The sequence below is a fragment of the Achromobacter sp. 10T422 genome (assembly GCF_056394065.1).
Genome location: NZ_JBFTHD010000005.1, coordinates 560827 through 582306 on the forward strand (window position 1 = coordinate 560827; position 21480 = coordinate 582306).

The window sequence follows — 21480 nt, forward strand, 5'->3', positions numbered from 1 at the left end:
GCCATGACGACGCCGATGACCTCGACCACGACCTCGACCCCGACGACCACCCCCACGCCGCGCTACCGGGGCATTTTCCCGGTGGTGCCCACGCCGTTCACCGAGTCAGGCGAGCTGGATCTGCCCAGCCAGAAACGCGCGGTGGACTTCATGATTGACTCGGGCGTGGACGGGCTGTGCATTCTGGCCAACTTCTCCGAGCAGTTCGTGCTGTCGGACGACGAACGTGAAGTGCTGACGCGCGCCATTCTGGAACACGTGGCGGGCCGCGTGCCGGTGATTGTGACGACCACGCATTTCAGCACCCGCGTGTGCGCCGCGCGCAGCCGGCGCGCGCAGGACCAGGGCGCGGCCATGCTGATGATCATGCCGCCGTATCACGGCGCCACCATCCGCGTGCCGGAAGCGCAGGTCGAAGCCTTCTTTCAGCAGGTGTCGGACGCGGTCGATATTCCCATCATGATCCAGGACGCGCCGGTGGCGGGCACGCCGCTGTCGGCCGCGCTGCTGGCGAAAATGGCGCGTGAGATCGAACAGGTGTCGTATTTCAAGATTGAGACGGCGGGCGCGGCGTCCAAGCTGCGTGACCTGATTGCGCTGGGCGGCGCGGCGGTGGAAGGGCCGTGGGACGGCGAAGAGGCCATTACCCTGCTGCCGGACCTGGATGCAGGCGCCACGGGCTCGATGACGGGGGGCGGCTTTGCCGACGGCATCCGCCCCATCATCCAGGCGCACCGGGCGGGCCAGCGCGACGAGGCCTACCGCCTGTACGAGCGCTGGCTGCCGCTGATCAACTACGAGAACCGCCAGGGCGGCATCCTGACGGCCAAGGCCTTGATGCAGGCGGGCGGGGTGATCGCGTGCGACGCGCCCCGCCATCCGTTCCCCGCCATGCGCGACGAAGTCCGCCAGGGCCTGTTGGAAACCGCCCGCCGGCTGGACCCGCTGGTGCTGCGCTGGGGCCGGTAATTCCCGAATCGCGAACACAGCGTTCCGCCACGCCGACCAAGCGGCCCCCGTCGTGGCGGGTAAAATCCCTGACTATCGATCAAGTTGGGGGCGCGTGTGCAGCCTGTCATTTCAGTTCAGGGTTTATCTAAACGGTATGCCTCGGGATTCCAGGCGCTGAAAAGCGTCAACCTGGAAATTCAACGCGGTGAGATCTTCGCCTTGCTCGGGCCGAACGGCGCGGGCAAGACGACGCTGATCAGCATCATCTGCGGCATCGTCAACCCCAGCGACGGCCGGGTGCTGGCCGATGGCCACGACATCGTGTCGGACTTTCGCGCCGCGCGGTCCAAGATCGGCCTGGTGCCGCAAGAGATTTCCACCGACGCCTTTGAAAGCGTCTGGAACACGGTGACGTTCAGCCGTGGCTTGTTCGGCAAACCGGCCAATCCCGCGTATATCGAAAAGGTGCTGCGCGACTTGTCGCTGTGGGACAAGAAAGACAGCCGCATCATGGCGCTGTCGGGCGGCATGAAGCGCCGCGTGATGATCGCCAAGGCGTTGTCCCACGAGCCGGCCATTCTGTTCCTGGACGAACCCACGGCAGGCGTGGACGTCGAACTGCGGCGCGGCATGTGGGAAATGGTGCGGCGCCTGCGCGAGAGCGGCGTCACCATCATCCTGACGACGCACTACATCGAAGAAGCCCAGGAAATGGCCGACCGTATCGGCGTGATCCGCAAAGGCGAGATCATTCTGGTCGAAGAAAAAGACGCGCTGATGGCCAAGCTGGGCAAGCGCCAGCTGAGCCTGACGCTGACCGCGCCGCTGCCAGGCATTCCCACCGCGCTTGACGCCTATCAGCTGGACTTGTCGGCCGACGGCTACAAGCTGGTCTACACCTACGACAACCAGGGCGGCGGCCAGATTTCCCAGCTGCTGCACGACCTTAGCCGGCTCCAGATTGAATTCACCGACTTGAATTCATCGGAAAGCTCGCTTGAGGATATTTTTGTCAGCCTGGTACACGGTCAATCATGAACTTCTACGCCATCCGCGCTATCTACCTGTTTGAAATGGCCCGCGCCTGGCGCACGCTGATGCAAAGCGTGTTGTCGCCCGTCATTTCCACGTCGCTGTACTTCGTGGTGTTTGGTTCGGCCATTGGCTCGCACATGGTCGAGATCGACGGCGTGAGCTACGGCGCGTTCATTGTGCCGGGCATGATCATGCTGTCGCTGTTGACGCAGAGCATCGCCAATGCGTCGTTCGGCATCTACATGCCAAGATTCTCGGGCACCATCTACGAAATCCACTCCGCGCCGATTTCCTACGTAGAGATCGTCATGGGCTATGTGGGCGCGGCCGCCAGCAAGTCCATCATTTTGGGGCTGATCATGCTGGCGACGGCGCGGTTGTTCGTGTCGTTCGAGATCGCGCACCCGATCTGGATGCTGGGTTTCTTGGTGCTGACCGCCGTCACGTTCAGTCTTTTCGGCTTCATCATCGGCGTGTGGGCCGATGGCTTTGAGAAGCTGCAAATCATTCCGCTGATGATCATCACGCCGCTGACCTTTCTGGGCGGCACCTTCTATTCCATCAAGATGCTGCCGCCGTTCTGGCAGACCGCCACGTTGTTCAACCCGGTGGTCTATCTGGTCAGCGGTTTCCGGTGGGCGTTCTACGGCGTGTCGGACGTGAGCGTCGGGGTCAGCGTGGGCATGACGCTCGTGTTCCTGCTGGCATGCTTGATCGGCGTGCGCTGGATCTTCAAGACGGGTTATCGCCTGAAGACCTGAGTGCGCTGATTGATCGGGTTGATCTGTTCATCCTGATTGCGCTGATTGATCGGGTTGACCTGTTCATGCGGCCGCGGTGGGCGCGCGGCGCGCGAGGCCGTCAAAGGCATCCAGCAGCCGTTCGCGCCACGCGTACACCGGGTCGTCTTCCGCCAGCAGTTCCAGGGGGCTCGTGCAGCGCGCCCACATGAACATGCCAAACACCGCGTAGTCGGCATAGGCATGCTGGCTGCCCGACAGGTACGGCTGCTTGCCCAGCAGGTGACGCAGCGGCAACAGGGCGGCGCGCAACGCGGCGACCTGGTCGGCGTAACCCGCGGGCAGGTCTTCCAGCTTGCCAAAGCGCTTCTCGCGCGAGGCGCGGAAGTAGTCCTGATCTTTCTCGTGGATCAGGCCATGGATGGCGGGCAGCAGCAGGCGCGCCAGCACCGGCACCAGCGTGGTGTCGGCCCAGCTGTTCGCAAACAGGCTCACCGCGCGTCCGCCCACGCCGCCAAACAGCGACGGGCGTTCTGGGAACGTGTCTTCCAGATAGCAGGCAATCTGCCAGGAATCGCTGACGACATGCGTGTCATGCACCAGCACCGGCACGAGCTTCTGCCCGGAAAAATCAATGGCTTCCTTTTCAGTGAAGCGCCACGGCACCGTCTTGGCGGACAGCCCTTTGTGGGCCAAGGCCATATGCGTCTTCCAGCAATGCGGGCTGAAACGTAGGGACGCATCTGCGCCCGCCAAGTCGTACAGGGTAAGGTCCGGGGTCAAGATACCGCGCTCCTTGAAGGTGTGTTCGGGGTGAGAACCGCAGCCAGCATACTGCGATCACGCCACGCACGAACAGGCGGCGCAGGCAATAAAAATTGTGATCACGCTGCGCACGAACGGACGGCGCGGGCAATAAAAAGCGCCACGTACCCCAGGGGCGCGTGGCGCAGGCCGGACAATCCCCGGTCCAGCCTTACTGCTTGGGCGCGCCCTGGCTCAAGTTCATTACCCGCTGCTTCAATTGCGGGTTCTGCTGCACGGCCTGGCCGATGCCATTGAATTCTTCGACGGTCAGCCCATCGGCACGCACCAACTGCACCATCTTGGCGTCCGCTTCCTGGACCACCTTTTGCTTGGCGTCGTCCGTTTTCGCGGCGTCGACCTTGGGACGGTACTCGTCAACCACGCCCGACACCTTCTGCGATGCCGAGGCAAAGCGCTGCAACTGCTGGTCGGTGGGCTGGGCGATGGCGGGGGCCATCTGCGGTTGAGCCGCCGGCGGCTGGCTGGCGTTCTGCGCCAGGGCGGGAGCACCGGACAACGCCGTCGTCAACATGGCGGCGGATAGGAATGCGTAAGTGGAACGCTGCATGAAACCTCCTTGTTCCGGTTAAGAGTCCGACCATGATGACGACGTGACCGGCCGCGGGACAAGTTTCGCGATGTGTTTTCCTGTGTCGGCACGCCACGATATGGGGTGGCTTCTGTGGGAGGGCGGCCCCCGGGGGCGGTGCGGAAACGTTTTGCGCGGTTTCGTAGTCGCTGCTGGCCGCGATGTTTCCTTAGGTGTGTGGGCGAGGCCGAAGAATCGTGCGTGGCGCGCCGAAATCAGCCGCCGGCTTGTCTCAGCGGCGCGCTCAGATCAGCAGCGCGCTCAACGCAGTCACCCGCTTAAATCAGCAGCATGCTCAGCATCACCAGCGCGAGCAGCAGGATGTAGACCCGCGCATGCAAGCGGTCGGGAATGCGCGGGATCAGCGGCGCGCCCAGGCGGATGCCGATCAGCGACCCCAGCGCCAGCGCGGCGAACGCCAGCAGATCCACATAGCCCACGATCCAGGGCGCGAGCGCGGCGGGCAGGCTGCGCGCGGCCGCCATGTAGGCCACGGTGCCCACCAGCGCGACGGGCAGCGTCAACGGGTTGGCCATGGCGGCGGCCTTGGCCATCGGCAAGCCACGCCGGCGCAACAGGGGCACGGTCATCACGCTGCCGCCCACGCCCAGAAACGTGGCGATGGCGCCGATGACCACGCCGCCACCCACCACCACGCCCTGGCCCAGCGGCCGGGGTGTTTGTGCGGCGTGCTGCGCCATGAAGCCCTGGCGCAGCACGCAGTCCAGAATCGTCACGCCCAGATAGACGATGAACGCCACGCGCACCAGATCGCCGCTGGCGCGCGTGGCGGCCCACGCGCCCAGCAAGGCGCCCACGGCGATAAAGCCCGCCAGCGGCCATACATAGGCGCGCAGGATATTGCCCGCGCGCTGATGCTTGCGCGTGGCCGCAATGGAATTGACGATCATCACGCAGGTGGAGGTGGCCACCGCGATGTGCATGGCCGATTGGCCGATGGCGTCGTTCGCGCCATGCGTGGCCGTCAACACGCCGTACAGCACGGGCACCACTACAAAGCCGCCGCCAAAGCCAAACAGCACGGTGGTAACGCCGCTGGCGCAGCCAAATATTGCCAAGATCACATACAGCATGCCGTTCGTCCGGTTGCGGAAAAAGATGACGATACGGCGGCGCGGCGTGGCCTGCTTTCGAGGATTGGACAATAATGTTTGCGTTTCGGCCAACGCGTCATCGCCTGCCATGCGCAACACGCACATCGATCACTACGATTTCCTGGACCGCGCGGTCGTCGCCATCGGCAACGACTACGCGCCAGGCACGCTGCTGCCTGCGCACGCGCACAGGCGCGCGCAACTGCTGTATGGCGCAACCGGCGTCATGCAGGTGACCACGCGCGATGGCAACTGGGTGGTGCCGCCGCAACGCGCCGTGTGGATACCGGCAGGGGTCACGCATCAGGTGCGCATGCTGGACGTCAGCACGCGCAGCGCGTACCTGGAACCGGGGTCGGCGCGTGCGCAGCGCACTGCGTGTGAAGTGATTGAGGTGTCGCCGCTATTGCGGCAACTATTGCTGGACGCGGTGGATATGCCCGCCGACTACGAGCTGGCGGGCCGCGACGGCGCGCTGGCCGCGCTGCTGGTGCACGAAGTGGACAGGGCTTCCGTGTTGCCGTTGCACATCCCGGTGCCGCGCGACAAGCGGCTGGCGGCCTTGTGCCGCGCCTTCATCGCCGCGCCCCATGCCCGTCAGCCCCCGCAAGGGTGGGCCGACCGCCTGCACATGAGCCCGCGCACGTTCAGCCGCCATTTCCACGCGCACACGGGCATGTCGTTTTCGGAATGGCGTCAGCGCGCGTGCGTGGTGCTGGCGCTGGCGCGGCTGGCGGCAGGCGAAGCCGTGACCGCCATTGCGCTGGACTTCGGCTACCAAAGCCCGGCGGCATTCTCAACGATGTTCCGCCGGGTGCTGGGCCGCTCGCCGACTGAGTTTCTGCGCCAGGGTTAGGGCAGGGGCGCGCTACGCGGCGGACCCTATGCGGCGTACCAGAGCACCGCGAAGAAGTGGCATACCGTGCCCGCCAGCACGAACAGATGCCAGATGAAATGGCTGTAGCGCCAGCGGTTGTCGAACACGAAGAACACCACGCCGCCTGTATACGCCAGGCCGCCCGCAACCAGCCACCACAGTCCGCCCGTGGGCACGCGTTCGATCAGCGGGTTCACCGCAATGACGACGATCCACCCCATCGCCAGATACAGCCCGGTGGAAATCGCGGGCCGGTTCAGGCGCTTGCTGGCCTTAAGCCCCACGCCCAAGAGCGCCAGCCCCCAGACGAGTCCGAACAACGTCCAACCCCAAGGGCCGCGCAACGCACCCAAGGCAAACGGCGTATAGGTGCCGGCGATCAGCAGATAGATGGCCGAGTGGTCCAGCACATTGAAGATCTGTTTGGCGCGGCACCGCGGCAGCGCGTGATAGATGGTGGACGCCAGATACAGCAGGCACATCGACACCGCAAAGACCGCCGCGCCCGCGATGAACGCGGCGTCGCCCTGACGCACGGCGGCAATCATGAGGATGGGGGCAGAGGCGACGGCGGCGGCCGCGCCTACGCCATGGCTGATGGTGTTGGCGATTTCTTCGCCCAGAGTCTGGGGTCTGTCGTTGGGGAACATGAATGCGTCTTGTTGATGCGAAGTGTCCACCTTAGGCGCTTTGCGGCGTGTGCTCAAGTGCGCGGCGCCTCTCGTTGCCTGCGATGCGGGGCCCGTTTGATGTAGGGCAAGCAAGGCGGCGTTGATCACCGTTTGATGGGCGGCGCGAAAGTTACTGTGTGATACATTTCACGCACAAAATGATCCGCCCCAAGAGGCGGTGCAGACGTTCTTTTTTCTGGGCTCGCACACGCGGCAGCGCACGAGCCCGTCCGCAAACAGATCTCCAAGGGGAGGCACCATGATTCCGGCAATTGGCTTAATGGTAKGGGCTTACATCATCACACGCATGACAGAGATGTTGACGCGTCCCGACTCCAGTAAAGTGCTCAGGGTATTGTCAATACTCACCATCGCCGTCGCGTTGATGTCCTGTCTGCAATTGCTGACGGGCGGTCCCGGCCCGGCCCCGAGGTTCTAAGAGAAGGTTTACTGGCCGAGGCCTCGCAATGGCACGCAGTTTTACCAGTCTGTTTTTCAAAGCCGCCAAGAAATTAAGCAAGCTCCAGCGCGCCGCGTTACGCATGGCGTCGCCCAAGCCCGCCCGCAAGCGCCCTGCGGCCCGCAAGTCGACGGCCAAGCCAGCGGCGGGCGGCACATCGTCCGCCAGCTCTGCATCCGCCAGCAACCCGTCACGCACGCCTGCTGTCTCATCGCTGGGCGGCGGGCGCTGGGAAGCCTCGCGGCAGTTCTCCGATGGGGCAGGGCGGCAGTTGGCTTTCGCTCGCTACACCCCGCTTGCCGCGGCCAAGACCGGCCTGCCGGTGGTGGTGATGCTGCACGGCTGCCGGCAGACGTCACTGTCCTTTGCGCGTGGCACGCGCATGAATCAATGGGCGGATGCCGGCGGCTTCATGGTGCTGTATCCGCAACAGTCCATGACGCGCCAGGTGCAGCGTTGTTGGCGCTGGTTTCAGCCCGATGACCAGCATGGCGGGGGCGAGGCCGATCTGATCGCGGCGTTGATCCGGTCCGAAGTCGCGCGCCATGGGCTGGACCCCGAACGCGTCTACGTCGCCGGGATGTCGGCGGGGGCGGGCATGGCGGCGCTTGTCGCCTTGCGGCATCCGTCGCTGGTTGCCGCGGTGGCCATGCATTCCGGCCCGGTCGTGGGCGACGCGCACACCGCCGCCAACGGCATCAGCACGATGCGGCGCGGGTCGGTGAAACCGTTGTTGCCCATTCTGGAAGGCGTGTCGGACCCCGCCGTTTTCCAATTGGGCATGCCAGCGCTGATCCTGCAAGGTCAGCTGGACCCGGCGGTAGCGCCGCGCAATGCCAAGCAATTGTTCGAACAATTCCGCGCCTTGAATGATCTGCGTCCGGAAGACGTGCCGATGGAACGCGTGCTGGGCCTGGGCACCGAAAAGGCGTACCGTCGGCTGGACATGATGCGCGGACGCAAGACCGTATTGCGGCTATGCGAAATCACGCGGCTGGAACATGCGTGGAGCGGCGGCGATGCCTCGGTGAAATACCATGCGGGCGGCGGGCCGGATGCATCGGCGCTGGTCTGGCGGTTCTTTCAAAGCCTGCGGCGCACTGGGGCCGGGAAGATTGCGCCGTAGGGCGTGAAAGTTCGTCATTCGTGACGATTGTTCGTCTTTTGAGAATGCTGATGTCGACGGGCACGGGCGGGATTCGGCAGGGCGCGGCAGTAAGATCTGCGCATCCCCGATCCCCCTGATTCCCGTGACCCCCCTGACCCGTAAAGCGCCCGAGTGGGCGCCGTTCAGGCCGGCCCCTAGCGTGGGCCAACTTTGGAAATTATCGCCATGACTCTTTCTGTCTATCAGGTCTCTGTGCCTGTCTTCATCCGCGGCATGACCGTGCTGGCCTCGTTGCTGGAAAAAGCAGCGGCCCACGCCGACGCCGCGGGGCTCGATCCGTCTGAACTCGTCAACGCGCGGCTCGCACCCGACATGTATCCCTTGTCCGGCCAGATCCAGCGCGCCAGCGACGCCGCCAAATTTGCCGTTCAGCGCTTGTCGCAAGGGCAGGCGCCCAAGTTTCCGGATGAGGAAACGACGTTTGCGCAATTGCAGCAGCGCATCGCCGACACCATCGCCTATCTGCAAACGGTGACGCCCGAGCAAGTCGAAGGCGCGGAATCCCGCAAGATCGTCGTGAACTTCGGCGACTTCAAACCCGAGTTCCAGGGCGATACGTATCTGCTGACGTTCGCGCTGCCCAACTTCTATTTCCACGTGACGACCGCGTATGCGATCTTGCGCAATGCGGGAGTCAAAATCGGCAAGCTGGATTTCCTGGGACCGTACACGCCTCAATAGCGTTCATGCAGGTCCATGCAGGCGGGTGCAAGCAGGCCCGTCCATGCAGCTCTCGGTCCACGCAGGCCGGCCCACGCAGGTCGGTCCACGCAAGCCGGTCCAAGCAAGCCGGTCCAAGCAAGCCGGTCCAAGCAGCCAGGCCCATGCCGGCCGGGACGGCGTCGTGCCGGCCCGGACGCAGGGCTTATTTTTTAGCCGCGTCGCCGCAACCGCTCATCTCACCCATCTTCGCCATGTTCTGCTGGATTTCTTCGGGCGAATAATCGAACTTGTGCGTGGCGATCGACCAGCGGTGACCGCAAGGGTCGATCACCTGGCCATAGCGGTCGCCCCAGAACATGTCGGCAACGGGCATTGCAATGGTGGCGCCCGCATCCGTCGCCTGCTTCATGGCGGCGTCCACGTCTTTGACATACAGGTGCAGCGTCACGGGCGAACCCTTCAGCGCCTTCGGACCCAGGCTGCCCCATTCGGGAAAGTCATCCATCAGCATCACCACGGAATCGCCGATGCGGATGGCCGCGTGCATGATCTTGCCGTTGGGGCCGGGCAGGCGTGCCAGCTCTTCGGCATTGAACGCCTTCTTGTAGAAAGCGATCGCGTCCGACGCGCCTTCGCACACGATGTGCGCGGTGACGGTGTGCATGCCTTCGGGAATGGGTTGCGTTGCAGGGGTAGCCATGATGCGTCTCCAAATACGTTGAATGAGCGGTGGGGGACGGACCGGCCTGCCGCAATGCAATGCAGTGCGATGCAGTGCAATGCAATGCGATGTGGGGGCGAGTCCTCCTGCTACTACGACGAACGGGGAGTGCCAATATCGACACGCCGCCCGTTTTATTTTTTACTTGGCGACCAAGGTGCTGAATCCGCCCCAATGCATCCGCTTGAAATCGAACACGCCTTCGCAGGCCATATCGTTCAAGCGGGGGTCGGCCATCACTTTCTCGTTGATGCGGTCGCGTTCAGCCTTGTTCTCGTAAAGAATCCAGGCGAACACCACCGTTTCTCCGTCCTGCACGCCAGCCGCCTTCGAGAACGACGCAAACCCTTCCTTGTCGATGTCGTCGGCCACGCATTCGCGGTAATCCAGCGCCCCATGTTCCAGCCACACCACCTTGGCCTTGTTGGCCATGTCGACGTAGGTAGACAAGTTCGCTTTGGGCACGGCAAGCAGGTAACCATCTATGTACTTTTCCATCTGCCACTCCTTTGATCCCTGTTGTTCTACAGGCGCCGGCCACGCCCGCTGGCCAGGGCCGATGCCTGCCCGGCCTGGCAGCCGGTAGATGCCACTGTATCGGGATTGACGACGGTTTCAGATAGGGATTTGCGACATTCTTGCGGGTGGATTGCGACACCTCTCAGGCGTATGCTTATCGGCATGAAAAACGTCGCCTTTCTTTTGCCGACGGGTGCGAATATCGCCTCGTTGGAAACTGCGCGCCACGGTTTCCTGGTGGCCAACGAATACCTTGCCGCGCATGGCCGCCCGCCCCAATTCACGGTGCGCACGCTGGCGCTCACGCGTGAAGTCAGCCTGGATGACGGGCGCATCCGGGTGCAGGCCRATATGGTGCTGGCCGATGCGCCAGACGTTGATATCTGCATTGCGCCGCCCTTGCTGGGCGCGGTGTCCGACGCCGTGTTGTCCAACCGCGAACTCATCGATTGGTTGGCCCGCCATCACCGCAACGGCGGCGAAGTGGCCAGCCTGTGCATGGGTGCTGCATTGTTGGCGGCGGGCGGCGTGCTGGATGGCCAACAGGCCGTCGTGCATTGGGTGGCGCAGAATCTGTACGCCAGCCTGTTCCCCAACGTGCAGTGGACGAGCGACCGCGTCGTCATGGCCGAAAACGGCGTCTACACCAGCGGCGGCGCCTTCTCCGCCGCGCATCTGGTCTTGCACCTGATCGAAAAATACACCGACCGCGACACCGCCATCTGGTGCGCCAAGTATTTTCAGCTGGACTGGAGCCGGCAAAGCCAATTGCCGTTCGCCGTGTTCATGGGCCAGAAGGCCCACGCTGACGACGTCGTGCGCGCGGTGCAGACGTATATCGAAGGGCGCTATACAGAAAAAATCACGGTGGAAGATCTGGCCGATCGTCACGCGCTGGGCCGCCGCACATTGGAACGCCGCTTTCGTCAGGCCACCGGCAACAGCATCGTCGAGTACGTGCAGCGCGTGCGCGTGGAAGCGGCCAAGAAGTGCTTGGAGAGTTCGCGCAAAAGCGTGGCCGAAGTCATGTATGAGGTCGGCTACAACGACACCAAAGCGTTTCGCGACATCTTCAACAAGTATTGCGGCATGTCGCCCGTGGGATATCGCGAGCGGTATCAGTAGACGCCGCAAGGGGACGGGCGGTGCAGCGATCGTCGATGCGCCGGCGGCCCAAACATCGGACGTTGAAAAAACGGACGTTGAAAAATCGGACGTTGAAAAATCGGACGTGGAAACATCGGACGTCGAAATATCGGACGTTGAAAAATCGGACTCCTCTTACAGATCTTCGGCGGGCTCTCGGCCTATCCTTGACGCGTCGTGGCCAAGCATGCGGCCCGGGAGGCGAGTCAAGATGAGCATCAGCGTAATGCCGGGCGATCCCCGCTACACCACCCTTAAAAAAGGCTTCAACCTGCGGTGGCCGGCCCAGCCCGGCGAGGCCCCCTCCCGCATCGAACTCTGTGAAACCCCCGAAGAGGCGGCCGCTGCATTGGCCCGCATCGTCGCCGCAGGCATGCGCCCCACGGTGCGCAGCGGTGGCCATTGCTACGAAGACTTCGTCTCGAATAACCCGGGCGGCGCCATCCTGGACTTGAGCCTGCTTGACCGCGTGCCGCCATCGGCCGATGGGTTGCTACGCATTGCGGCCGGCTCACAAAACTGGAATGGCGATCAAGACTTGTACAAGCGCTACGGCGTGTCGCTGCCCGGCGGCTCCTGCTATTCGGTGGGGGCGGGCGGCCACATCAGCGGCGGGGGTTACGGCTTGTTGTCACGCCTGCAAGGGCTGGCGTCCGATTGGCTAAGCGCCGTCGACATCCTTACTGTGGACGCCAGAGGGCAAGTCGTGCCGCGCACGGTCAACGCCACGCACGAGGCGGACTTGTTCCGCGCCTGCCGCGGTGCGGGCGGCGGAAACTTTGGCGTCATCACCAGCTATGGTTTCGCCACGCTGCCGCAAGCGCCGCGCGAAGTGGCCATCGCCACCGTTGCGTTCGACTGGGCGGGCATGACGCCCGCCCGCTTTGCGCAGTTGCTGGATCTCTACGGCAGCTACTGGGATACGCGGGGCCGGGACGCCGACACCTGGGGCATGTTTTCATTGCTGAAGCTCACGCATCAAGCCGCCGGGCAGATCGTGATGATTGTGCAGTTCTGCAATCCGGATGGCACGTGCCGTAACTTGAGCGTGCTGCAAGACTTCCTCGTCCGCCTTCGCCCGTGTTCGCCCGTTGCCGCGCGCGCCACCACGCCGGGCCTGCCGCGTCCGCGCTTGGGCGGCGACTTGCTCTGTAGCGAACCCCACACCGTCATCCGCTATGACTGGCTCGCGGCCACGCAAACGCTGAACGGCTCGGGGCCGAACCAGCGGGGCAAATACAAGTCGGCCTATATGAAGGGCAACTTCACGGCGCACGAGTCCGCGCGCATTTACGCGCACCTGACGCGTGACGTGCCTGGCGCCGATCTGCGGCAGTCGCTGTTGCAGGTGGATTCGTATGGAGGCGCCATCAACCGGCCTGAACGCTTACGGGACACGGCCGTTCATCAGCGCGGCTCCGTCATGAAGCTTCAGTATCAAACCTATTGGAACAACGCCGATCACGACGCCATGCACTTGCGCTGGATGGCGGATTTCTATCGCGACGTTTATACCGGCCCGGGGCTGGACGCGGCCTACGCAGGCACGCCGTATCCGGGCAGCCGCTATCAGGGGTGCTACATCAACTACCCCGACCGCGACATGCTGGCCTATCCGTTCTGGCCGCAGCTGTATTACGGCGACGGCGGGTTGTACCCCTTCCTGCAACAGGTCAAGCGCCGCTACGATCCCAACAATATCTTCCACCACGCGATGTCGGTGCGCCCATGATGGCGCGCGGCTTGCCTTGCCGGAACCTGTCATGAACTCCCTTTCGAGTGCGCCGCGCAGATCCTTCATTCAGTTCGCCGGCGGCTTATCGGCCGCAGGCGCGGTGGGGCCGTGGCTGTCGGCGATGGGCGCCACGGCATCTGCCGCGGACCCTGCCCGCTTTGCCTACGTGGGCACCTACACGCATGACGCGCCGGGCGGCACCGCCGGCGGGCCGCCTTCCGCAGGTATCCACGTCTTTGCATTGCGCGCGGACGAATGGCGCCTGGTTCAGGTCGTGCAAAGCGTCAATCCGTCGTTCCTTGCGGTCCATCCGTCACAACGATTTCTGTACGCCATCAATGAAATCGATCACTGGGAAGGCCTGCCCCGAGGCACCGCGGAAGCCTATGCCATCAATGAGAACGATGGCACGTTGCACCTGCTGAACCGGCAGCCGCTGTCGTTGGCCAGCACCGCGCCCGCACACTTGGCCGTATCGCCCGACGGCCGCCATCTGGTCACCGCGCAGTACCTGGGTGGCACCTATAACGTGTTGCCAATCCATCTCGACGGGTCGCTGGATTCCGTCTCAGGCATCGTCAAGGAAACCGGTTCCGGCCCGCGCCCGGAACAGGAATCCGCGCATCCGCACATGGTGTTGTTCGACCCCACCGGCCAACGCGTGCTGGCCACCGACCTGGGCAGTGACCGCATCAATCTGTTCACCCTGGAAGAGGGCCGCATGGCGCTGGCCGGCCGCACGGCATTGCCGGCCGGCAGCGGCCCCCGGCACCTCGCGCTGCATCCTGGCGGCAAGCTGCTGTATGTCGTCAACGAGCTGGACGCCACGATCGCGTGCTTGGGATACGACGCCCGTGCAGGCCGCGTCCTGGAACCGCGCCACATCGTGCCGGCCACGCCCGCAGGCTTCACCGGCGTGGCCAATGCGGCGTCTCTGCTGATCCATCCGTCCGGCCGCTACCTCTATGCGTCCACGCGCCGCGTGCAGAACGACCACCCCCAGGCAGACAGCATCGCCGTCTTCGCCGTCGGCGCAGACGGCGCGCTGACCCGTGTGCAAACCTGGACCGAAGGGCTGCGCTTCCCGCGCGCGCTAAGCATGTCGCCAGACGGCGGCAGCGTGTATGCGCTAAACCAAAAGGGCGACTCGATTCTGCGCCTGCGCGTAGATGGTGCGAGCGGGCGCCTGGGAGACCCGGACGTGGTCGCCCAGGTGGCGACGCCGGTTTGTCTGGTGTTCGTGTAAGGCGCACGGGCTGCGTTACGATACGCCGCCCGGCGCTGTGACAAGCCATGCAGCATGGCGCCACGTTGAAGCCACTCGTTCTGACGGGAGACAGACGTGCCTGCTTGCTGGATTCGGAGATCCTTGCACGGGATCGCTTTGGGACTTGCGTTAGTGCTTTGCGCGCCGGCCCTGGCGGCCAATCAGCCTTGCAGTGGACGCAAGGGCGGCGTGTCGCATTGTCAGGGCGAGACTTTCGTTTGCAATGACGGTTCTGTCAGCGCATCCAAGCGTTCGTGCTCAGCCGAGCGGGGATCGGGCATGCAACGTCTGATGCCGGCACCACCGGCTGCGCCCGGTGCGTCATCGTCAGGTTGCAGTTGCCGGAGCGGAACCTATTGCACAGGTCCGCGTGGAGGCCGCTATTGCATGACGGACTCCGGCAACAAGAGCTATCTGAAAAAGTAGGAAACCAGAAGTTAGGCTCAGGCGCATAGCGACTTCGCATTGCGCTTGGGCGGGGAACCCCGCCGTCCGGCAAGCGTCGAACCCTTCATGAATGCACACCCCCTATGGCGTTTTCTTCGGCGTGTCGTCGTCCTGGCTTTAGGCGCCGCGCTGGCAGTTTGGGCATGGCCGCGGCTGCCGGATGCCGCGCGCGCGCCGTGGCATATGGCGCGGCTGGCATGGCAGGAAGCGCCTTCCGCTTTGCCGGTTCCTGTGCAGGGCGTCACGCCTGCGCGGCTGGCCGATACCTGGGGCGCGGCGCGTGCGGGCGGGCGGCGGCATGAAGGCATCGACATCTTTGCGGCGCGCGGGACGCCCGTGCTGTCCACGACGGAAGGCGTCGTCATGCAGGTCGGCACCAACAATCTGGGCGGGCAAGTGGTGTGGGTGCTGGGGCCCGGCCGCCAGCGGCATTACTACGCGCACCTGGACGGCTATGCAGATATCCAGCGCGGACAATTGGTCGCGCCAGGCGATGTGCTGGGGTATGTGGGCAATACCGGCAACGCCAAGGGCACACCGCCGCATTTGCACTATGGAATTTATGACGGCGGGGCAATCAACCCCTATGACTTACTGATGGCGGCCCCTTCGGTTTCTCGCACCGTTACCGAGCGGCGATAATCCCCGGCATTCGTCTTCCCGCATTTGCCCATTGCCGCCATGATTTCCATTCCCAAGATCCGAGAACAATTTTCCCTGTTCGGCGAACTGCGCCCGCAACCCCGCAGCGCATGGACCGGCGATATTCCGTTGCCTGAATCATTGGCTGACTTCTACGAGCAGATCGGCCCCTGGGGCGAGACCTATCACGAGAACGTCGGCCCGGTGGGCATCACGCTGTCAGAGACCGCAATCAGTTTTCCGCCGCTGCATCGCCTGTGGACGCTGCAAGCCGGTTATCGATGGGATGCGTCAAACGGCCAGCGCGTAGCCGATTGGCGGGATGAATGGCTGGTGATCGCAGATATGAACGCCGACCCGTTCATTCTGGAGACTCAAACCGGACAGATACTGTTCGCGCGCCATGGCGCGGGGTCTTGGACCGCCGATGAATTTGCGCCTGACCTGCTGACGTTCGCGGCGGCAGCGGCTGCGATTGGCGTCGTGTTTCATGACGCCGATGAAGACTTGCGGGACGATGATTGGGAACTTAAGCCGAAGTATCGGGAGGCGGCGATTCGTGAAGCTGCCAAGGTGCTTGGGAATGGTGATGAGGCTGAATCGTTTTTCGAGACCTTGCAGGGGTAAGGCTTTTTGCCCGTGCACGAATTGACCCGGCGCGGCTAACGCGTTGAAACCCGCAGAAGGTGAAATGCCTTCCGCGGGCCCATCGTGCGAAGCGCAACGATCTTGTCCTCTGCGCTTCTCGGCTTACCGCAATCCCCCCTTCCTCACCCCACCGGCAGCGCACGCCCCACGCTCGCCGCCAGCATCTGCGCCGTTGCTGCCGACAGCGTCCACCCCAAATGCCCGTGTCCGGTGTTGTAGAACACGCCGGGCCGTTTGCCGGGGCCGACGCGCGGCATCATGTTGGGGGTCATGGGGCGCAGGCCGCACCAGGGCACCACGCGGGACGTCTTCACGTTGGGGAAGTGCTTGCGGGTCCAGTCGATCAGGGGTTGGACGCGTTCGGCGCGGATGTCCATGTTGAAGCCGTTGAATTCCGCCGTGCCGGCCACGCGGAAGCGGTCGCCCAGGCGGCTGGTGACGATTTTTGCGGCTTCGTCCAGCAGGCTGACGCGCGGCGCGGCGGCCTGGCTTTCTGCGTCGTCCAGGTGGACGCTGATGGAATAGCCCTTGACCGGATAGATGTTCAGCGAATCACCCAGTTGCTGGGCGAATTTGCGGCTGGCGGCGCCCGCGCAGACGACGATGGCGTGGGCTTCGTGTTGCTCGCGTTGTGTGCCGCCGTTGCGCAGGATGTCGAGCACGTACGGCCGGCTGTCGCGGCTGATGTTGTCGATGTCGGCGTCTTGCACGAAGGTGACGCCCCGGCGTTCGCAGGCGGCGGCCAGGCCGCGCGTGAATTTGTGGATGTCGCCGGTGGCGTCGGATGGCGTGTAGAAGCCGCCGTAGCAACCGGTTTGCAGGGTGGGTTCGATGTCTCGCGCTTCGCTGCTGGACACTGCGTAGCGTTCAAGCCCGCCCGCTTCCAGCAATGCATTCGAACGGCGCGCGGTGTCGAAACTAGCGGCGTCGTGATAGATGTGCAGGATGCCCCGGCGTTCCAGGTCGAAATCAATGCCTTCTGCATCGGCCATGTCGAACAAGTGTTGGCGCGCTTCGATGGCCAGGCGGGTGGTGGCGATGGTGTTGTCGCGGTAGTTCGGGATTTGCGCCATGAACTGCGCCAGCCACGAATACTTGTGCCAGCTGAACTTGGGGTTGAGCAGCAGCGGGGCGTTCTTGCGCAACATCCAGCGCAATCCTTTCAGGATGGTGGCGGTGCTGTTCCAGACTTCGGCGTTGCTGGCCGATAGCTGCCCGCCGTTGGCGTAGGACGTTTCCATGGCGGGGTAGCGCTGGCGGTCGTAGACGGTGACGTCGTAACCCAGTTTGGACAAGGCATAGGCGGACGTGACGCCGGTGATACCGGCGCCAATGATGGCGATGCGGGGCATGATGGCTCCAGACGGTGTGGCAGCGGCCCATCTAGGCCGCAGCACCCCATCTGTCTCTGTACCTGAGAGCTTCACCCGCAGCGCTGACGGCGGCGGGTTCCCCTTCGGTGGGCGCGCACGGCGCCTCTCTCCAGATTGTCTAGACTCGCGCAGTCCTGTTGCCTGAGAGTTTCCGGGGCGGTTGCTCCGTCGGCGCTGGCCGCAAGGGCCAGTCTCTTCTACGCGGTTTTAAAACGACGGAGTAGAGAATAGCCAAGTTTCTGTCGCATTTGATTCAGGGTTAGTACTATGTTGCCGGCGGCGCGCGTAGCTGTCTGATAAAAATAGGACGAAAAGAATGAGCTTTCCCGCGATGCGACGCACGATGTTGTTGGCATTGGCCGTTTTTTCATCGATGGCGTCTGTGCCGCCCGCGATGGCGGCGCCCTCTGCGACCGACCAAAAGATCGATGCCGCAGCGCAGGCGCTGATGCAGGAACACGACGTGCCGGGCCTGGTGATTGCCATTACCCGCGACGGCCGCCACGAATTTCACCAGTACGGCGTGGCGTCGCGTCAGACAAAGGCGAAGGTCAGCCCCGACACGTTGTTTGAAGTGGGTTCGATCAGCAAGACCTACACGGCGACCTTGGCCACCTACGCAGAAGCGCTGGGCAAGCTGTCGCTGGGCGATAGCCCGGCGCGTTTCGTTCCCGCGTTGCAGGGCTCGGCATTCGCCAAACTGAACCTGATTCATCTGGGTACGCACACGGGTGGCGGCTTTCCGTTGCAGGTGCCGGACGCGGTGTGCAATGACGCGCAGTTGATGGATTACTTGAAAGCCTGGACCCCGCAGTACGCCGCAGGCACCTACCGGACTTATGCGAATCCCAGCATCGGCATGTTGGGCGTGGTGGCGGCCAAAAGCCTGGATCAGCCGTTCACGCAGGCCATGGAAAAGACGCTGTTTCCGTTGCTGGGCTTGTCGCACACCTACATCGACGTGCCGGCGGCGAAGATGGGCGATTATGCGCAGGGCTACAACAAGCAGGATGCGCCCGTGCGCGTGAACCCGGGCGTGCTGGCGGCCGAGGCGTATGGCGTGAAGACGAGCGCGCGTGACTTGATCCGCTTTGTGGATGCGAACATGAACGCCGCGGGCAATGATGCCATTCATCGCGCGATTCGCCAGACGCATGTCGGGTACTACCGCGTGGGCGACATGACGCAAGACTTGGCGTGGGAGCAATTGGCGTATCCCGCCACGCTGGACGCGCTGCTGGCGGCCAACGCGGGGACGCTGAACAGCCAGAGCCACCCGGTCACCGCGCTCGCGCCGCCGTCCGCGCCGCGCGATGATGTGTGGATCAACAAGACGGGGTCGACCAACGGTTTCGGCGGTTACGTGGCGTTCGTGCCGGCCAGGAAGGTCGGGGTGGTGATCCTGGCCAACAAGAACTATCCGAACGAAGCGCGTGTGCGGCTGGCGTATCAGATTCTGGAGGAATTGATCCGCTAAGCGCTGTCTGCGACCTGCGACCCGCGAACCGCGAACTGCGATCCGCCAATCGCCAACCGCTAACCGCTGGTCCGGTTCGAACCGGCGGCAGCCTTCGCCGCATCAAAGCGCGGCAGCAGTCCCATCAGCTCCAGCCGTTTGCACAATTCGCCCAGGCGTTCCAGCTTGTAGGCATCCACGTCCACCCCGGCGTAGTCGTAAAAGCCCTGGCCATCGCGCAGCCCGTTACGCCCTTGTTCCATGTTGCGGGCGATGACATCCGGCGCGGCGAAGCGCGGGCCGATTTCGGCGGACAGATAGCGCGAGGCGTAGTACAGGATGTCGCCGCCGCCCCAATCGATGAATTCCAGCAGGCCCAGCACCGAGAAGCGCAGGCCGAAACCCAGCCGCACGGCGGTGTCGATGTCTTCGGCGCTGGCCACGCCTTCATCGACCATGCGGGCGGCTTCGTTCATCGCCAAGGCCTGAATGCGCGGCACGATGTAGCCCGCGGCAGGGGCGCATTGCACGGGCACCTTGCCGGCTTGCCGCAAGACGTTCAGCAGGCGTTGCAGCGCGTCGTTGCTGGTCTTCGGGCCACGGCTCACTTCGACCAGCGGGATCAGATGCGCGGGGTTCAACCAATGCGCGTTCAGGAATCGTTCCGGGCCTGCCACGAGTTCCGCCAGTTCGGTCACCAGAAAGGTGGATGTGGTGGACGCGATGACGGTGTGGGGCGCGCAGGCTTGCGCAAGCCACAGGAAGGCATCGCGCTTGGCGTCCAGCCGTTCGGGCACGGCTTCGAAGACGATGCGTGCCGCATACAGGTCAGCCGCCGCGCTATCGCGCCCGCACAGGCGCACGCGGCGCATGGCAAGGTCAGCTTGGGCGGCATCCAGCAGGCCCAGCCGCGTCATCGTGGCCAGTTCGCGTTGCAGGTTGGCCAGCACGCGTGCGTCGTGCTCGGTTTGCTCGGTCGCGCTGCGGGGCTTGATGTCGATCAGCGTCACGTCCCGCCCCGCGTGCACATACGACAACGCAATGCCTTCGCCCATGCGGCCCGCGCCGACCACGCAGATTCTGTCGTCCATGTTCAGCATCCTTGCGCCAGCAGCTCGGCCATGCCGCGGCGCGACAGGCGGTCCAACCCCAGGCGTTCCAGCGTGCGGCCTTCGGCGTACAGGTCGCGGCCGGTGATGGCGCTGGCAACGCTTAGCAGCCCCTGTGCAACCGGGGTTGGCACGCCTGCCCAACGTCCCATCGACACCAGGAAAGACAGGCCCAGCCGCGTGTCTTCCAGCATGTAGCGATGCGTGTGCAGGTTGATGGTTTCCCGCCAGTCGCCGCTGTCTGTGAGCTTGCCGTGCGCGCCGCGGCCGTACATCCATTCGTCGCCCTCGCTGGCGTAATGGTCGGCCAGCGGGAAGTGCGGCGCGGCGTAGCCCAGCGCGACACGGATGGCGATGCGTTCGGCGTCCAGCGCGTCAGTCACGCGGCGGATGGACGCTTGCGTGCCTTCGTTGTGGATGTCCCATTTGTCGAAGTGTTCCAACGGCCCGGCGTTCATCATGATGAGTGGCGGGTGGATGATGGGGCCAGCGTTCATCAACGCGCCGGACAGGCCGTCTTCAATGGGTTCGATGCTGGGGTAAGCCTGCTTCAACCGCGCCAACGCTTCGTCCGACAAGCGGCTGGGGAACACGCCCGTGGGCAGCCGCGTGGCGTAGCCGCTGATCACGACCGTGTTCCCGTGCTTGCGGGCCAGATAGGGCAGGGTGCCGGTTTCTGCATAGGCCACGCGCGCGGTGTTGCCGGCGTCTTTCTGGGCGCGCGCAAAGACGTAGCTGCCGAATGTGCCGGGCGGCAGGAACACCACTTGCCCGTCTTGCAACAGCGGCGCCAATGCCGGCGCCAGCGCGTCGTGCGTGGTTGAAGGCAGGGGGACGACAAGCACTTGCGCGTCGGCCACTGCGTCGGGCAGCGAGGCGCTTAGTTCCAGTTGGCCTGGCCCCTTGCCCAGCGGTACTTGGCGCGTGCCGCGATAGTCGGTGACGGTCAGCGCGCCCGCGTCTCGCAAGCCTTGGAACGCGGCAGTGTCGCGGCGCCACCAGCGCACCTCGTGCCCCCGTTCCGCCAGTTCGGCCGCCGCCGCGTAGCAGCCGTGGCCGCCGCCTATTACGCTGATTCGCATGATCAAAGCTCCTTCGATGGAGCCTTGATCCTAGCGGCGGAGCGCCACGCGGCGCTGCGCCAAACGCGCAAGCGCCATTCCAATCCGGCAAGGGAATGGTCGGGCCGCGCAGGCTGGGCCGCGCAGGCCGAGCCGCGCAGGCCGAGCCGCGCAGGCCGGGCCGCGCAAGCCGAGCCACGCAGGCCGGTCAGCGCAACCAGGGCCGACAGCGCAGCCAAGGCCGACAGCGCAGCCAGGGCCGACAGCGCAGCCAAGGCCG

22 protein-coding genes and 2 riboswitches are annotated in these 21480 nt (G+C 64.2%); of the genes, 12 read left to right on the plus strand and 10 right to left on the minus strand.

Features of this window, described 5'->3' with window-relative positions; all coding sequences use genetic code 11:
- Nucleotides 1–3: 3 nt before the first annotated feature.
- The 3 genes from AC1DB0_RS16145 to AC1DB0_RS16155 all read left to right on the plus strand — a co-directional run bounded on the left by AC1DB0_RS16145 (nucleotide 4) and on the right by AC1DB0_RS16155 (nucleotide 2747).
- A complete protein-coding gene (locus AC1DB0_RS16145; protein ID WP_476757280.1) occupies nucleotides 4–969 on the plus strand; it encodes a dihydrodipicolinate synthase family protein in 966 nt (321 codons plus the stop codon).
- 96 nt (nucleotides 970–1065) lie between these two features.
- Nucleotides 1066–1989 (plus strand): ABC transporter ATP-binding protein, encoded by a 924-nt coding sequence (locus AC1DB0_RS16150; RefSeq protein ID WP_054422434.1) that lies wholly within the window; start codon nucleotides 1066–1068, stop codon nucleotides 1987–1989.
- On the plus strand, nucleotides 1986–2747 hold the full coding sequence (locus AC1DB0_RS16155; protein WP_006220442.1) for an ABC transporter permease: 762 nt from the start codon (nucleotides 1986–1988) through the stop codon (nucleotides 2745–2747). Before AC1DB0_RS16150 ends, AC1DB0_RS16155 begins: the two co-directional genes overlap by 4 nt.
- Nucleotides 2748–2810: 63 nt before the next feature.
- On the opposite strand, the gene AC1DB0_RS16160 is transcribed toward AC1DB0_RS16155, so the two are convergent.
- The 3 genes from AC1DB0_RS16160 to AC1DB0_RS16170 form a co-directional block, all read right to left on the minus strand.
- The gene (locus AC1DB0_RS16160) at nucleotides 2811–3509 is read right to left on the minus strand and encodes a glutathione S-transferase family protein (protein WP_476757282.1); all 699 of its coding nucleotides are present in this window, start codon (nucleotides 3507–3509) and stop codon (nucleotides 2811–2813) included.
- Nucleotides 3510–3702: 193 nt separating this feature from the next.
- Complete coding sequence (locus AC1DB0_RS16165; protein WP_054422105.1) at nucleotides 3703–4101, minus strand: DUF4168 domain-containing protein; 399 nt, start codon at nucleotides 4099–4101, stop codon at nucleotides 3703–3705.
- Nucleotides 4102–4400: 299 nt separating this feature from the next.
- Nucleotides 4401–5216, minus strand: a complete 816-nt coding sequence (locus AC1DB0_RS16170; protein WP_476757309.1) for a sulfite exporter TauE/SafE family protein — start codon at nucleotides 5214–5216, stop codon at nucleotides 4401–4403.
- A gap of 109 nt (nucleotides 5217–5325) precedes the next feature.
- Between AC1DB0_RS16170 and AC1DB0_RS16175 the strand changes: the two genes are divergently transcribed.
- On the plus strand, nucleotides 5326–6093 hold the full coding sequence (locus tag AC1DB0_RS16175; RefSeq protein WP_476757283.1) for an AraC family transcriptional regulator: 768 nt from the start codon (nucleotides 5326–5328) through the stop codon (nucleotides 6091–6093).
- Between the two features lie 26 nt (nucleotides 6094–6119).
- Here the strand turns inward: AC1DB0_RS16175 and trhA are convergent, their stop codons facing one another.
- Complete coding sequence (trhA, locus tag AC1DB0_RS16180) at nucleotides 6120–6764, minus strand: PAQR family membrane homeostasis protein TrhA (RefSeq protein ID WP_054422432.1); 645 nt, start codon at nucleotides 6762–6764, stop codon at nucleotides 6120–6122.
- A gap of 488 nt (nucleotides 6765–7252) precedes the next feature.
- On the opposite strand from trhA, the gene AC1DB0_RS16185 reads away from it, so the two are divergent.
- Together AC1DB0_RS16185 and AC1DB0_RS16190 are read left to right on the plus strand one after the other, a co-directional pair.
- Entirely contained in the window at nucleotides 7253–8371 is a 1119-nt protein-coding gene (locus AC1DB0_RS16185; RefSeq protein ID WP_476757284.1) for an extracellular catalytic domain type 1 short-chain-length polyhydroxyalkanoate depolymerase, read from the plus strand.
- Nucleotides 8372–8578: 207 nt separating this feature from the next.
- Nucleotides 8579–9094: a DUF1993 domain-containing protein gene (locus tag AC1DB0_RS16190; RefSeq protein ID WP_342067679.1), complete on the plus strand. Its 516-nt coding sequence runs from the start codon at nucleotides 8579–8581 to the stop codon at nucleotides 9092–9094.
- Nucleotides 9095–9278: 184 nt separating this feature from the next.
- On the opposite strand, the gene AC1DB0_RS16195 is transcribed toward AC1DB0_RS16190, so the two are convergent.
- Both AC1DB0_RS16195 and AC1DB0_RS16200 read right to left on the minus strand, forming a co-directional pair.
- Nucleotides 9279–9776, minus strand: coding sequence for a VOC family protein (locus AC1DB0_RS16195; protein ID WP_476757285.1), 498 nt, complete (start codon nucleotides 9774–9776; stop codon nucleotides 9279–9281).
- 162 nt (nucleotides 9777–9938) lie between these two features.
- The gene (locus tag AC1DB0_RS16200; RefSeq protein WP_476757286.1) at nucleotides 9939–10295 is read right to left on the minus strand and encodes a DUF1428 domain-containing protein; all 357 of its coding nucleotides are present in this window, start codon (nucleotides 10293–10295) and stop codon (nucleotides 9939–9941) included.
- A gap of 171 nt (nucleotides 10296–10466) precedes the next feature.
- Here AC1DB0_RS16200 and AC1DB0_RS16205 point away from each other — a divergent pair, with 171 nt between their 5' ends.
- From AC1DB0_RS16205 to AC1DB0_RS16225, 5 genes are all read left to right on the plus strand, one after another.
- Nucleotides 10467–11441: a GlxA family transcriptional regulator gene (locus tag AC1DB0_RS16205; RefSeq protein WP_476758702.1), complete on the plus strand. Its 975-nt coding sequence runs from the start codon at nucleotides 10467–10469 to the stop codon at nucleotides 11439–11441.
- 232 nt (nucleotides 11442–11673) lie between these two features.
- On the plus strand, nucleotides 11674–13194 hold the full coding sequence (locus AC1DB0_RS16210) for an FAD-binding oxidoreductase (RefSeq protein WP_476757287.1): 1521 nt from the start codon (nucleotides 11674–11676) through the stop codon (nucleotides 13192–13194).
- A gap of 31 nt (nucleotides 13195–13225) precedes the next feature.
- A complete protein-coding gene (locus AC1DB0_RS16215; protein ID WP_476757288.1) occupies nucleotides 13226–14443 on the plus strand; it encodes a lactonase family protein in 1218 nt (405 codons plus the stop codon).
- A gap of 534 nt (nucleotides 14444–14977) precedes the next feature.
- Nucleotides 14978–15553: a M23 family metallopeptidase gene (locus tag AC1DB0_RS16220; protein ID WP_441371554.1), complete on the plus strand. Its 576-nt coding sequence runs from the start codon at nucleotides 14978–14980 to the stop codon at nucleotides 15551–15553.
- Between the two features lie 39 nt (nucleotides 15554–15592).
- Nucleotides 15593–16180 (plus strand): SMI1/KNR4 family protein, encoded by a 588-nt coding sequence (locus AC1DB0_RS16225; protein ID WP_175171297.1) that lies wholly within the window; start codon nucleotides 15593–15595, stop codon nucleotides 16178–16180.
- Nucleotides 16181–16323: 143 nt separating this feature from the next.
- Here AC1DB0_RS16225 and AC1DB0_RS16230 read toward each other — a convergent pair whose 3' ends face one another.
- Nucleotides 16324–17553 (minus strand): D-amino acid dehydrogenase, encoded by a 1230-nt coding sequence (locus tag AC1DB0_RS16230; protein ID WP_054422094.1) that lies wholly within the window; start codon nucleotides 17551–17553, stop codon nucleotides 16324–16326.
- A gap of 40 nt (nucleotides 17554–17593) precedes the next feature.
- Nucleotides 17594–17693: riboswitch (glycine riboswitch) on the minus strand.
- A riboswitch (glycine riboswitch) is annotated at nucleotides 17694–17784 on the minus strand. It abuts the riboswitch before it with no gap.
- Between the two features lie 121 nt (nucleotides 17785–17905).
- On the opposite strand from AC1DB0_RS16230, the gene ampC reads away from it, so the two are divergent.
- Entirely contained in the window at nucleotides 17906–19051 is a 1146-nt protein-coding gene (gene ampC, locus AC1DB0_RS16235; protein ID WP_476757310.1) for a class C beta-lactamase, read from the plus strand.
- Between the two features lie 59 nt (nucleotides 19052–19110).
- Here the strand turns inward: ampC and AC1DB0_RS16240 are convergent, their stop codons facing one another.
- The 3 genes from AC1DB0_RS16240 to AC1DB0_RS16250 are packed head-to-tail and all read right to left on the minus strand — an operon-like array spanning nucleotide 19111 to nucleotide 21475.
- Nucleotides 19111–20130: a 3-hydroxybutyryl-CoA dehydrogenase gene (locus AC1DB0_RS16240; protein WP_476757290.1), complete on the minus strand. Its 1020-nt coding sequence runs from the start codon at nucleotides 20128–20130 to the stop codon at nucleotides 19111–19113.
- Nucleotides 20124–21221: an NAD/NADP octopine/nopaline dehydrogenase family protein gene (locus tag AC1DB0_RS16245; protein ID WP_476757291.1), complete on the minus strand. Its 1098-nt coding sequence runs from the start codon at nucleotides 21219–21221 to the stop codon at nucleotides 20124–20126. The genes AC1DB0_RS16240 and AC1DB0_RS16245 overlap by 7 nt, the downstream gene beginning before the upstream one ends.
- Before the next feature lie 2 nt (nucleotides 21222–21223).
- A complete protein-coding gene (locus AC1DB0_RS16250) occupies nucleotides 21224–21475 on the minus strand; it encodes a hypothetical protein (protein WP_476757292.1) in 252 nt (83 codons plus the stop codon).
- Nucleotides 21476–21480: the final 5 nt, after the last annotated feature.

Coding starts and splice junctions, on each gene's coding strand:
- AC1DB0_RS16145 (WP_476757280.1), top strand. CDS start 4: ATGACGACGCCGATGACCTCGACCACGACCTCGACCCCGACGACCACC.
- AC1DB0_RS16155 (WP_006220442.1), top strand. CDS start 1,986: ATGAACTTCTACGCCATCCGCGCTATCTACCTGTTTGAAATGGCCCGC.
- AC1DB0_RS16165 (WP_054422105.1), bottom strand. CDS start 4,101: ATGCAGCGTTCCACTTACGCATTCCTATCCGCCGCCATGTTGACGACG.
- AC1DB0_RS16170 (WP_476757309.1), bottom strand. CDS start 5,216: ATGCTGTATGTGATCTTGGCAATATTTGGCTGCGCCAGCGGCGTTACC.
- AC1DB0_RS16175 (WP_476757283.1), top strand. CDS start 5,326: ATGCGCAACACGCACATCGATCACTACGATTTCCTGGACCGCGCGGTC.
- trhA (WP_054422432.1), bottom strand. CDS start 6,764: ATGTTCCCCAACGACAGACCCCAGACTCTGGGCGAAGAAATCGCCAAC.
- AC1DB0_RS16185 (WP_476757284.1), top strand. CDS start 7,253: ATGGCACGCAGTTTTACCAGTCTGTTTTTCAAAGCCGCCAAGAAATTA.
- AC1DB0_RS16190 (WP_342067679.1), top strand. CDS start 8,579: ATGACTCTTTCTGTCTATCAGGTCTCTGTGCCTGTCTTCATCCGCGGC.
- AC1DB0_RS16195 (WP_476757285.1), bottom strand. CDS start 9,776: ATGGCTACCCCTGCAACGCAACCCATTCCCGAAGGCATGCACACCGTC.
- AC1DB0_RS16200 (WP_476757286.1), bottom strand. CDS start 10,295: ATGGAAAAGTACATAGATGGTTACCTGCTTGCCGTGCCCAAAGCGAAC.
- AC1DB0_RS16210 (WP_476757287.1), top strand. CDS start 11,674: ATGAGCATCAGCGTAATGCCGGGCGATCCCCGCTACACCACCCTTAAA.
- AC1DB0_RS16215 (WP_476757288.1), top strand. CDS start 13,226: ATGAACTCCCTTTCGAGTGCGCCGCGCAGATCCTTCATTCAGTTCGCC.
- AC1DB0_RS16220 (WP_441371554.1), top strand. CDS start 14,978: ATGAATGCACACCCCCTATGGCGTTTTCTTCGGCGTGTCGTCGTCCTG.
- AC1DB0_RS16225 (WP_175171297.1), top strand. CDS start 15,593: ATGATTTCCATTCCCAAGATCCGAGAACAATTTTCCCTGTTCGGCGAA.
- AC1DB0_RS16230 (WP_054422094.1), bottom strand. CDS start 17,553: ATGCCCCGCATCGCCATCATTGGCGCCGGTATCACCGGCGTCACGTCC.
- ampC (WP_476757310.1), top strand. CDS start 17,906: ATGCGACGCACGATGTTGTTGGCATTGGCCGTTTTTTCATCGATGGCG.
- AC1DB0_RS16240 (WP_476757290.1), bottom strand. CDS start 20,130: ATGCTGAACATGGACGACAGAATCTGCGTGGTCGGCGCGGGCCGCATG.
- AC1DB0_RS16245 (WP_476757291.1), bottom strand. CDS start 21,221: ATGCGAATCAGCGTAATAGGCGGCGGCCACGGCTGCTACGCGGCGGCG.